We start from the raw sequence: 11,211 nt of genomic DNA on the forward strand, positions 1-11,211 counted from the left end.
CCCACCGCGACGACGAGAGCGCCGTCAGCTCCCGCTTCCGGACCGCCCACGTGTCGCCGGAGTGCCCCAGCCGGTCCGCGCACCGCGTCTTGAGGTACTTCGAGGCGAGCGAGCCCAGGTGCGCGCCCACCAGGGCCAGCACCTCCTCATCCCCAGCCGTCAAATCCTTCAGCCGGGTCCGTACCGCGACACCCGTGGGCCCGAGCGCGACGAACGGCGCCGACAACTCCCGCAACCCACCCACCACCCAGCACCCACCCCGGTACCGAAAGAACCCATCCCCCACCCAACGACCACCCCCAACAAAGGTCACCCATTCGATGCAAGAACCTCCGTTCCCGCCCGGCATCGACCCACCACCACGGACGAGGCACTCACTCATCCACGCCAGAACACACTCAAACCCAGTCACCAGACAGCAGTTCCAACCCCCGGAACGTGTCCAGCCGATGGGGGGGCGGACGGAGCCGGGGACGAATGCGCAGGCCCGCGATGGCGGCGCCGGCAGGCACATCCACCCGTGAGCGCGCGGAGGGGCGTGGCGACGGTTTCTGCGCGGGCCGCCGGTAGTTATGGGGACGGGAAGGAGATCCGCCATGCCCGCACGAGGACCCGCGAAGCAACCCGCAACGACCGAGCTCGATGCCCGCTACAGCTCCGCGCTCCATCCCCGCCCGGGGGCCACGGACGTCACCGCCGCCGAGTGGGCCGAGGCCCAGCGGCGGCTGGAGGCCGCCGAGATCTTCTGGGTGTCCACGGTGCGGCCCGACGGCCGGCTGCACGTCACTCCCGTGATCACCGCCTGGCACGACGGGGTGCTGTACTTCTCGACCGGCGCGGGGAGCAGAAGGCGAAGAACCTCGCCCATGACGGCCACTGTGCGCTGACCACCGGGGGAAACTCGCTCACGGAGGGGCTCGACCTCGTGGTCGAGGGCACGGCGGAGCCGGTTGCCGATCCGGCGCTGCTGGAGGAGGTGATCGCGGCGTACGAGGCGAAGTACGGGTCGCACATCACCTCGCCCGAGGGGACCTTCCACGGGATCGGGGACGCGTTCCGCAAGGGGGACGCGGTGGTGTTCGCGGTGGCCCCGGCCACGGCGTACGGCTTCGGCCGGGACGGCGGGGTCTACACCCACACGCGGTGGGCGTTCTGAGCGTCCGGAGCGTTTGGATGTGAAGCACCCAAAAACAACACGAACGATCGTGCTAATATCTCCTCGTCACCCTGCCGGTGCCACCTGGCCGCCTGGCCGGTGGCCAGAGGAGATCCGGAGAACCGGGCATGCATCCCACGGCTTCACTCCTGCGCACCACCCTCGACGTCACCGCCCGGCTCACCCCGGGCCTGGCCGGACCCAGTGCGTTCGCGCTGTTCGTCCGGCCCCTCGGCCGCCCGCGGCTCCGCCCCGAGGAGGCGGAGCTCATGGCGCGGGCCGAGACCGGCCGGATGCTCGTGCGCGGCATACCCGTCGCCACGTACCGGTGGGGCGACGGCGGACGGCCCGTTCTGCTGGTCCACGGCTGGTCCTCGCGCGCCTCGCGGCTCGCCGGCTTCGTCGACGCACTACGGGCCCAGGGGCACACGGTGATCGCCTTCGACACCCCCGGCCACGGCGAGTCCGGCGGCCGGGCCTCCACGGTCCGGGACTACCGCGAGATCATCAGCCGGCTGCACGCCGAGTACGGGGACTTCTCGGCCGTCCTCGCCCACTCCATCGGCGTCCTCGCCAGCCTCTTCACCCTGCGGGACGGGGTCCGCGCGGACCGGGTGGTCGCCATCGGGGGCATCGCAGAGTTCGGTTACCTGCTGGACCAGTTCCGCGCCCGACTGGGTGTGGGCGAGGCGGTCGAGCGCGTCCTGCGCCGCCACATCGAGCAGCGCCTGTTCCCCGGCGAGGCCGACATCTGGCAGCGCCTCGACGCCACCCACCGCCCCGTCGAGGAGTCGATGCCGATCCTCCTCATCCACGACGCGGACGACGATGTCGCGACCCCCGCCCAGTCACGCGCGATCGCCGCGGCCTACGGATCCCGGGCCCGCCTGGTCGAGACCAGCGGCCTTGGCCACCGGCGCATCCTGGCGGACCGGGAAGTCATCGCGGCAGCGGTGGAGTTCGCCACATCGCCTACGCCGCCGTCCGGGCTGTCCAAGCCGTCCGCGGCGTCCGGGCAATCCGACTCGTCCGTTTCAGCCGTTCCGTCCGTGCCGTCGGCGACCGGCGCTTCGGCGGTGGCCCGATGACGCGCTCCGGTCCGCAGACCACCGGCGCCGCCCCTACGGCCCCCGGCCCCACCGGCACCGGAACCGGTCCCGCCCACAGTGGCCCGGCCGAAAGCGGGCCCCACCCCCGGCGGATCCTCCTCCTCGCCTGCGCCGTCACCTTCCTCGCCTTCCTCGACGCCACCGTCGTCAACGTCGCCTTCCCCGACCTGCGGCGCGCCTTCCCCGATGTGTCCCTGGCCCGGCTCACCTGGGTGGTCAGCGCATACGCCGTGCTGTTCGCCGCCCTGCTGGCCGCCGCCGGGCGGCTCGCCGACACCCTCGGCCGGCGCGCCCTCTTCCTCGGCTCGGCCCTCGCCTTCACCTTCACCTCGCTCGCCGCGAGCGCGGCCCCCACCGCCGAACTGCTGATCCTCGCCCGCGCCCTCCAGGGGGCGGCGGCCGCCGGAATGATCCCGGCCGCGCTGGGACTCGTACTCGCCCACACACCGCCCGCCCGGCGGGCCGCGGCCTTGGGCGCCTGGGGCGCCGCCGGCGGGCTCGCCGCCGCCGTCGGCCCCAGCCTCGGCGGACTGCTCGTCGAGGTGTGGGACTGGCGCGCGATCTTCCTCGTCAATGTGCCGCTGGGCCTGGCGGTCTGCTGGGCCGCCGCCCGCGCCCTCCCCCGAGACGCCCGTACGGTACGCCGACTGCCCGATCCGCTCGGTACGTTCGCCCTCGCGCTCGGCATCGCGGGCGTGGTGACCGGCCTCTCCCAGGGCGAGGAGTGGGGCTGGACCGACCCCGCCGTGATCGGACTCCTGGCCGGCGGAGCCCTGTCGGCCGCCACCGCCCTCCACCGCTCGCGCCGGCACCCGGCCCCGGCCGTCGACCGCGACCTGTGGCGCGACCCCGTCTTCGCCCGTGCCAACATCGGCGCCCTGCTCTTCGGCGCCGGGATGTACGCATGGCTGCTGACCGGGCCCTCCTACCTCATCGCACGGTGGGACTACTCGATCCTCGAAGCCGGTTTCGGCGTCACCCCGGGAGCCGTACTGGCCACGGTCGGCGCCTGGCTCGTCGGCCGCCGCGTTCCCGCCCGCCTGCAATGGGCGGCGGTCACCCTCGGCTCCCTGCTGTTCGCCGCCAACGCCCTGCTGCTGTGGGGCTGGGCCGACGCCTCGACCTCGTACGCCCAGATCTTCCTCCCGGCCGGCCTGCTGGGCGGACTCGGCATCGGCGTGGTCCTGACCGCCCTCTCCACGGCGGCCTCGGCCGCCCTCCCGCCGCAGAGGTTCGCGGCGGGCACGGGCCTGCTGATGACGGCCCGCCAACTCGGCGGCGCGCTGGGCGTCGCGGCCACCGCGGCCCTGCTGACCGGGGCCGGCGACCACTGGCGCGCGGTCTTCCTGCTGGTGGCGGTCGCCGCTCTGGGCGCGGCGGCCGCCGGTTGGTCTATGCGGGTACGGGGCGCGGTCAAGAAGGGGAGTTGACGGCGGGCGGCCGGTCCGGGAGTTCCTCCGGGGCGGCCGCCACCGCCCGCAGCCGGTCGAGGATGCCTCGGCCGGCCCTCTCGTATGCCACCGGGTCGTCGTGCAGGACGGAGTGCGCGTTGGCCAGCTCCATCAAGGCGATCACCTCGAAGGTGAGCTGCGGCACGTCCGCCGCGTCGACCCCGTCCCGGAACGCGCCCGCCAGCCGGGCCTCGTCCAGGATCCGCTCGATGTAGCGCGTCCAGTCGGAGCGCACCTTGGCGACCTCGTCGCGTACGGGGCCGGGGCGCGAGTCGAACTCCGCGGAGACGGAGTAGAAGAAGCAGCCGCCCGGGAAGATGCGCCGCCCGGAGTAGTCGAGCCAGCGCTCGCACACCTTCCACACCTTGGCGAGGCCGGCGGGATCCTGGCGTACGGGCCGGACCACCTGCTCGACGAACACGTCCACGGCGGCGCGGACGGTGGCGAGCTGAAGGTCCTCCTTGGAGCCGAAGAGCGCGAAGACACCGCTCTTGCTCAGACCGAGGTCCGCGGCGATCTTCCCCAGGGACAGGCCTTCCAGACCGTCCACGGAGGCGATGCTCATGGTCCGGTCGAGAACGGTCCGCCGCGTCTGGTTCCCGCGCTCCACGCGTCCGTCTGCCATGGCACCACCTTACCGAACGCACGGTCGTGCACTCTGTGGAGCGGGAGCCGGGCCGCTGTCAGTGGGGGGTGCGATGCTCGGAGAGGAGAAGGCAGCCAGAGCAGAGCCAGAGGACAGCAGAGACCGGAAGGAGTGCGGACCATGCTCACCACGGACTACAAGGACGGCTCCCCGAACTGGGTGGACCTCGGCACACCGGACATCGACGGCGCCGCCGGGTTCTACCGCGGACTGTTCGGCTGGGACTTCCTGGCGGGCGGCGAGGAGGTCGGCGGGTACGGGATGTTCCGCCTCGGCGACAGGACGGTCGCGGGCGTCATGACCGTCCCGGCGGACCGGGGCCCGTGTGCCTGGCAGGTGTACTTCCAGACCTCCGACGCGGACGCGACGGCGGCGGCCGTGACCGAGGCGGGCGGCACGGTGACGTTCGAGCCGATGGACGTCATGGACTTCGGCCGGATGGCGATATTCGCCGACCCGGCGGGCGTGAGCTTCGGGGTGTGGCAGCCCAGGAAGAACAAGGGCCTGGACGCGGTGACGGACATGGGCACGATGTGCTGGACGGAGCTGTACACGGGCGACGTGGCCGCGGCGGCCTCCTTCTACGGAGCGGTCTTCGGCTGGGAGATCAGCGAGATGCCGTTCGAGGGCGGCACGTACACGATGGTCAGGCCGGCCGGGACCACGGACGAGGCGGCCTTCGGCGGCCTGGTCCCGATCTCGGCGGACCCGGTGGAGGACACCGGACGGCCCTACTGGACCCCGTACTTCGAGGTGGTCGACTGCGACGAGACGGCGGCGAGGGCGGAGGAGTCGGGCGGCAAGGTCCGCCTGTCGCCGGTCTCCATGGAGGGCGTCGGCCGCTTCGCCAAGCTGGCGGATCCCTTCGGGGCCCGGTTCGCGGTCATAGCCAGCGTCCCGACGACGGGAGCGTGACACGTATTGATCGGGCGTTGATCGGACGTCCATCCGCGGCGGTCAGTATCTCTGGCATGTCGATGAACACCACTGCCGCAGCCACCGCCACCGCCTGGTACGACCTCGCCCTCTGCGCCCAGACGGGCCCGGGCTTCTTCTTCCCGGAGCCGGGCTCGTCACTGCGGGACGCGAAGCGGTTGTGCGGGGCGTGCGAGGGGCGGGCGGCGTGCCTGGAGTACGCCCTGGCCAATGACGAGCGCTTCGGCGTCTGGGGCGGCCTCTCGGAATCCGAACGCCACGCCTTGCGCACCCGCCGCCCCTGATCAGGTGCGGGCCCCCTTCCCGCTCCGCCGGACCAGCCCCACGCGCAGGGCGAGCTCGAACCCGTCACCTCCGACCTCCTCCCGGCGGGGGGGTGCGAACGACCCGCACCAAGCCCGTACGTGGTCCAGCGCCCGCCGGGCCTCCCGCAGGGAGAGCAGCGAGGAGTCCAGGGCGCGGGTCAGGCGGGCCGGCTGGTCGATGGCCACCCGGAGCGAGGTCATGACGCGAAACCCTGGCAGAGCACGGCTCTGCCAGGGCAATCGGCGTCACTCGGGCGAGCGGGCGGGAATCGGTCAGGCCGATCCCTCAAGCCTGAGGTCAGGCCTTGCGGGCCGCGATGCGGGCCGCGCGGGCGGCCAGGCGCTCGTCGAACTTGCGGGCCTCGGAGTCCAGGCCGTCCATGAAGAGGCCGAGCTCCTCCTGGGCCTTCTGGCCCTCGGGGCCCAGACCGTCGATGTCCATGATCTTCAGGAAGCGGATCACGGGGCTCAGCACGTCGTCGTGGTGGATCCGCAGGTTGTAGACCCCGCCGATCGCCATCTGCGCGGCCATCCGCTCGAAGCCGGGCATGCCGTGTCCGGGCATCCGGAAGTTGACCACGACGTCCCGTACGGCCTGCATCGTCAGGTCCGGGGCGATCTCGAAGGCCGCTCCCAGCAGGTTGCGGTAGAAGATCATGTGCAGGTTCTCGTCCTGCGCGATGCGCGCCAGCATCCGGTCGCAGACCGGGTCACCGGACTGGTGGCCGGTGTTGCGGTGCGAGATGCGGGTCGCGAGCTCCTGGAAGGCCACGTACGCCACCGAGTGCAGCATCGAGTGGCGGTTGTCGGACTCGAAGCCCTCCGACATGTGCTGCATCCGGAACGCTTCCAGCTTGTCCGGGTCCACGGCGCGCGAGGCCAGCAGGTAGTCGCGCATCACGATGCCGTGGCGGCCCTCCTCGGCCGTCCAGCGGTGCACCCAGGTGCCCCAGGCGCCGTTGCGGCCGAAGAGCGTCGCGATCTCGTGGTGGTAGCTGGGGAGGTTGTCCTCGGTCAGCAGGTTCACGACCAGCGCGATCTTGCCGATCTCGGTGACCTTGGACTGCGCCGGGTCCCAGGCCTCGCCGTCCTCGAAGAAGCCGGGGAAGTTCCGGCCGTCGCTCCACGGCACGTACTCGTGAGGCATCCAGTCCTTGGTGACCTGCAGATGCCGATTGAGCTCCTTCTCGACCACTTCTTCCAGCGCGTACAGCAGCTTGGCGTCGGTCCACGCCTCCGAGCTGCCGAGGTGGGGAGAGGTGATCGTCACGGGTACTCCTGAGTGCAAAGCGAATTACCTACGGTTCCGTAGCCTACGGAGTCGTAGGTTAAGCGCGACATCAAGACGAGCCAAGCCCCGGTGGTCCCTATGTCTGGTTACATCCAGTTATCTGTGCAGTTGCCGAGGGGGTCTGGCGGCGAAGCGGAAGGGAAAGTTGCACCGAAAGCGGACCGCGGGCCGCGCCAGGTGAGACCACCGTCACGCCAGAAGGTGATCCGCCCCTCACGCCTTGACGGCGGTGATCAGAGCCCGCAGGGCATCGTTGGAGTCGGCGACGCAGGCGGCGGACCCGGTTGTTCCGGCGTACGCCTTCCCCTCGGCGCCGCGACCGAAGCGGAAGCAATGGGCACCCTCGCTACAGAAAGCCCCTTATGCCGGGTAGCCGCTCACCCGTGCCACAGCGTCTCCCGGACCTCCTCGGCCGTGGTCGGCCTCAGTTCGCCGTCCAGAAGCAGCCACCGCGTGATGCCGATGGACTCGAGGAAGGGCACGTCGTGGCTCGCCACCACGAGCGCGCCCTCGTAGGCGTCCAGCGCGACCGTCAACTGCCTCACGCTCGCCAGATCGAGATTGTTCGTCGGCTCGTCCAGCATCAGCAGCTGCGGAGCGGGCTCCGCCAGCAGCAGCGCCGCCAGCGCCGCCCGGAAACGCTCGCCGCCCGACAGGGTGCCGGCCGGCCGGTCCGCGCGGGCGCCCCGGAAGAGGAAGTGCGCGAGCCGCGCCCGGATCAGGTTGTTCGTGGCCTGCGGGGCGAACCGCGCCACGTTCTCCACGACCGAACGGCTCTCGTCGAGCACGTCCAGCCGCTGCGGCAGGTATCGCGCCGCGACGTGGGTCACCGCCGAGCCCGACTCCGGTGCGATGAGCCCCGCGATCGTGCGGAGCAGCGTGGTCTTGCCCGAGCCGTTGCGCCCCACCAGCGCGATCCGCTCCGGGCCGCGCAGCTCCCACTCGCCCGGTACGACGGCCCCGTGGACCGGGCGCAGCTCGCTCAGGGTCAGGACGCGCCGCCCCAACGGCACCTGGGTTGCGGGCAGTTCGATCCGGATGGTGTCGTCGTCGCGTACTGCCTCCACCGCCTGGTCCAGGCGCTCCTTCGCCTGCGCCAGCTTCTCGGTGTGCATGATGCGGTGCTTGCCGGCCGATTCCTGCGCCGCGCGCTTGCGGGCGCCCATCACGATCTTCGGCTCGCGCTTGCTCTCGTACATCTTCTGGCCGTACCGCTTGCGCCGGGCCAATTTGACCTGCGCGTCGGCCAGTTCGCGCTTCTGGCGCTGTACGTCGGCCTCCGCGACCCGGACCATCCGCTCGGCCGCTTCCTGCTCGGCGGCGAGCATGTGCTCGTAGTCCGTGAAGTTGCCGCCGTACCAGCGGACTTCGCCGTCGCGCAGGTCGGCGATCTGGTCGACCCGCTCCAGCAGCTCCCGGTCGTGGCTGACCAGGACCATCACCCCGGTCCAGGACTCGACCGCCGCGTACAGGCGGCCCCGGGCCCGCAGGTCCAGGTTGTTGGTGGGCTCGTCCAGGAGCAGGACGTCGGGGCGTGCGAGCAGCAGGGCGGCCAGCCGCAGCAGGACGCCCTCGCCGCCCGAGACCTCCCCGACGGTGCGGTCCAGCCCGATCCGGGCGAGCCCGAGCTGGTCGAGCGTGGCCAGGGCCCGCTCCTCCACGTCCCAGTCGTCGCCGACAGCGGCGAAGTCGGCCTCGGTGGCCTCGCCCGCCTCGATGGCGTGCAGGGCGGCGCGGGTGGTGTGGATGCCGAGCGCCTCGTCCACGCGCAGCGCGGTGTCGAGGGTGATGTTCTGCGGGAGGTGGCCGACGGTGCCGGCGGTGGACAACTTGCCCTCGGACGGCGCCAGTTCGCCCGCAATCAGCTTCAGCAGGGTGGATTTCCCGCAGCCGTTGAGCCCGATCAGTCCGGTACGGCCGGGGCCGACGGCGAGGTGGAACCCGTCGAAGACGGGAGTGCCGTCGGGCCAGTCGAAGGACAGCGCGGAGCAGGTGACGTAAGCAGGGGGATGACTCATGGAGGCCTCCAGGTTGCGTGAGCGGTGCGTGCAACACGGGGAGACAGCCGACGGTCGATCAGTGGTCGTGGTCGGTGGTCGGTGTCTCGGACCTCAGACGAGCAATGTCCTGCTCCGTTTCGACGGCGATGGGGCGTCTACGAAGCTACGGGCGGCCGGAGCCGCCCCGCAAACGAATTTGGGGGCCGGCGGACGGGCGGGCGGGCCTCAGCGGGTGTCGCGCATCAGCTCGGCCAGTCTCTGCTCCATGTCGAGGTAGAGGTGCTCCAGGCCGGGCGGGACCACGGTCGAGGCCCGCTCCAGGAACCGGCGCAGCTCGCCCGTCACCATGAGCACGACCGCCACGCCCTCCGGCGCGTGGAACTCGATCGTGGTCCGGTCGGCGTCGTACGGGCGCACGCGCACGTCGCCCCAGCCCGACGGGCGGTCCAGCCCGGACTCCAGCAGCTCCCGAGCGAAGGTCCAGGAGACCTCGATGCCCTCCAGGGTGGCCGGGGCGGGAAACGCCATGCGCACGGCGTACGGATCCGCGCGGTCGTAGCAGAGGGTGACGGGCACGGTCTCGACCTTCGGCGCGGTGGCTACCAGACGGGCCTGTACGGCCTGCTCGATGACAGTGATCAAGGCTCACTCCCTTGCGGCGGATCTGCTGCCGGGTTGGGGGGTGGAACCCGGCAACCCGATAGACGCCGGAATCGGCAAATCCGTGCAGGCGGGGTGACGTGACCTGTGTCACGGATTGGCCGGAATCCATCCGTGTGATCGCACAGAGTGACCAATGGGGGGATGGGGCGGACGGCGGGCCGGTCGGTTCCACCGGTTCCGGAGAGGCCGCAAAAGGGCTTGTTACCGCTCACTCCACAGGCCCAACGCGCCTCCGGGGGACGCACCCTGGACGCGGAATCGGAGGTGCGTTAGCTTCCGGCGCCATGAGACTTCTGGAAGTGGGAGCGGGCCTGTGCGCGGCGGCGCTGGTGGTGGGGCTGTCGGCGGCACCCGCCCAGGCCGACGGAGCATTACCGGCCCTCGGGGGCGGCGGTGCCCCGAGCGCGGGCTGGGCGCTGAAGGACACCGGCAAGGACGCGCGGTTCCGCGGTCTGGCGGCGGTCAGCCGGAGCACGGCCTGGGTGGCCGGCTCCAAGGGGACGGTGCTGCGCACGCTGGACGGCGGGCGCAGCTGGCAGGACGTCTCGCCGCCCGCTGCGGTCGCCGAGGGACTGGAACTGCGCGATGTCGAGGCCTTCGACGCGCGGCGCGCCGTGGCCCTGTCGATCGGTGAGGGCGAGGCCTCCAGGGTGCTGCGCACCGAGGACGGCGGCGCCACCTGGACGGAGACGTTCCGCAACCCCGACCCGCGTGCCTTCTACGACTGCCTCACCTTCTCCGACTCCCGGCACGGACTGGCGATGAGCGACCCGGTGGACGGGAAGTTCCGCATCCTGTCGACGGACGACGGCGGGCGGAGCTGGCGGCTCCTGCCCGCCGGGGGCATGCCGGCCGCGCTGCCCGGCGAAGCGGGCTTCGCGGCGAGCGGCCAGTGCCTGGTGTCCGCGGGCCCGCGCGACGTCTGGCTGGCCACGGGCGGCGGGGCGACCGCGCGCGTACTGCACTCCGCCGACCGCGGCCTGACCTGGCAGGCGGCCGAGTCCACCCTCCCGGCCGGGGACCCGGCCCGCGGGGTCTTCGCCCTCGCCTTCCGCGACCGTACGGGGGGCCTCGCGGTCGGCGGCGACTACCGCACCGGACAGGCCTCCCCGCAGGCCGCGGCCGTGTCCTCCGACGGCGGCCGCACGTGGAGCCCGGCGGCCACCCCGCCGCCGGCCTACCGGTCCGGCGCGGCCTGGTACCCGTACGGCGGCGGCACCGCGCTCGCGGTGGGCCCGACGGGCACGGACGTGACGCTGGACGGGGGCCGCACCTGGCGGACCCTGGACGCGGGCTCGTTCGACACCGTCGACTGCGCGCCGGACGCGGGCTGCTGGGCGGCGGGGGAGAAGGGCCGGGTGGCCCGGCTGGAACGCCGCTGACCGGGAGGGTGGAGGTGAGCCCGGGCCGCACCCGGCTGGAACGCCGCTGACCGGGAGGGTGGAGGTGAGCCCGGGCCGCACCCGGCTGGAACGCCGCTGACCGGGAGGGTGGAGGTGAGCCCGGGCCGCACCTGGCCGGAACGCCGCTGACCGGGAGGGTGGAGGCGAGCCGGGCCGCACCCGGCTGACGATCAGGACGCACGCGGCGGGGGCGGGGGCGTGAGTCCCCGCCCCCGCCGGTAACCGTCGGAACTAGGTCCTGTTTGAAGTTC

General features: G+C 72.2%; 10 protein-coding genes and 2 pseudogenes. 6 read left to right on the forward strand and 6 right to left on the reverse strand.

What is annotated here, in order from left to right; translation table 11 throughout:
* Window positions 1-244: pseudogene (locus J7E94_RS35195) on the reverse strand (hypothetical protein); the annotation flags it as partial.
* Window positions 245-596: 352 nt separating this feature from the next.
* Between J7E94_RS35195 and J7E94_RS32930 the strand changes: the two are divergent.
* The 3 genes and pseudogenes from J7E94_RS32930 to J7E94_RS32940 all read left to right on the forward strand — a co-directional run bounded on the left by J7E94_RS32930 (window position 597) and on the right by J7E94_RS32940 (window position 3,695).
* Window positions 597-1,156: pseudogene (locus J7E94_RS32930) on the forward strand (pyridoxamine 5'-phosphate oxidase family protein).
* Between the two features lie 128 nt (window positions 1,157-1,284).
* Window positions 1,285-2,244 (forward strand): alpha/beta fold hydrolase, encoded by a 960-nt coding sequence (locus J7E94_RS32935; RefSeq protein WP_215020501.1) that lies wholly within the window; start codon window positions 1,285-1,287, stop codon window positions 2,242-2,244.
* The gene (locus J7E94_RS32940) at window positions 2,241-3,695 is read left to right on the forward strand and encodes a DHA2 family efflux MFS transporter permease subunit (RefSeq protein ID WP_215020502.1); all 1,455 of its coding nucleotides are present in this window, start codon (window positions 2,241-2,243) and stop codon (window positions 3,693-3,695) included. The genes J7E94_RS32935 and J7E94_RS32940 overlap by 4 nt, the downstream gene beginning before the upstream one ends.
* On the opposite strand, the gene J7E94_RS32945 is transcribed toward J7E94_RS32940, so the two are convergent.
* Entirely contained in the window at window positions 3,679-4,341 is a 663-nt protein-coding gene (locus tag J7E94_RS32945) for a TetR/AcrR family transcriptional regulator (protein WP_215020503.1), read from the reverse strand. The two genes, J7E94_RS32940 and J7E94_RS32945, sit on opposite strands and share 17 nt — an antisense overlap.
* Before the next feature lie 141 nt (window positions 4,342-4,482).
* On the opposite strand from J7E94_RS32945, the gene J7E94_RS32950 reads away from it, so the two are divergent.
* Both J7E94_RS32950 and J7E94_RS32955 read left to right on the forward strand, forming a co-directional pair.
* A complete protein-coding gene (locus tag J7E94_RS32950) occupies window positions 4,483-5,277 on the forward strand; it encodes a VOC family protein (protein WP_215020504.1) in 795 nt (264 codons plus the stop codon).
* Window positions 5,278-5,333: 56 nt separating this feature from the next.
* Entirely contained in the window at window positions 5,334-5,582 is a 249-nt protein-coding gene (locus J7E94_RS32955; protein ID WP_215020505.1) for a WhiB family transcriptional regulator, read from the forward strand.
* Here the strand turns inward: J7E94_RS32955 and J7E94_RS32960 are convergent, their stop codons facing one another.
* The 4 genes from J7E94_RS32960 to J7E94_RS32975 form a co-directional block, all read right to left on the reverse strand.
* Window positions 5,583-5,804, reverse strand: coding sequence for a hypothetical protein (locus J7E94_RS32960; RefSeq protein ID WP_215020506.1), 222 nt, complete (start codon window positions 5,802-5,804; stop codon window positions 5,583-5,585).
* Window positions 5,805-5,901: 97 nt separating this feature from the next.
* The gene (locus J7E94_RS32965) at window positions 5,902-6,873 is read right to left on the reverse strand and encodes an acyl-ACP desaturase (protein WP_215020507.1); all 972 of its coding nucleotides are present in this window, start codon (window positions 6,871-6,873) and stop codon (window positions 5,902-5,904) included.
* Window positions 6,874-7,271: 398 nt separating this feature from the next.
* Window positions 7,272-8,912 carry an ABC-F family ATP-binding cassette domain-containing protein gene (locus J7E94_RS32970; RefSeq protein ID WP_215020508.1) on the reverse strand — a complete coding sequence of 547 codons (1,641 nt, stop codon included), beginning with the start codon at window positions 8,910-8,912 and terminating at the stop codon, window positions 7,272-7,274.
* Between the two features lie 207 nt (window positions 8,913-9,119).
* Window positions 9,120-9,536 (reverse strand): SsgA family sporulation/cell division regulator, encoded by a 417-nt coding sequence (locus J7E94_RS32975; protein WP_215020509.1) that lies wholly within the window; start codon window positions 9,534-9,536, stop codon window positions 9,120-9,122.
* Between the two features lie 305 nt (window positions 9,537-9,841).
* Between J7E94_RS32975 and J7E94_RS32980 the strand changes: the two genes are divergently transcribed.
* Entirely contained in the window at window positions 9,842-10,939 is a 1,098-nt protein-coding gene (locus J7E94_RS32980; protein WP_215020510.1) for an oxidoreductase, read from the forward strand.
* The last annotated feature ends 272 nt before the right edge of the window (window positions 10,940-11,211 follow it).

The sequence above is a fragment of the Streptomyces sp. ISL-94 genome (assembly GCF_018614075.1).
Lineage (GTDB): Bacteria > Actinomycetota > Actinomycetes > Streptomycetales > Streptomycetaceae > Streptomyces.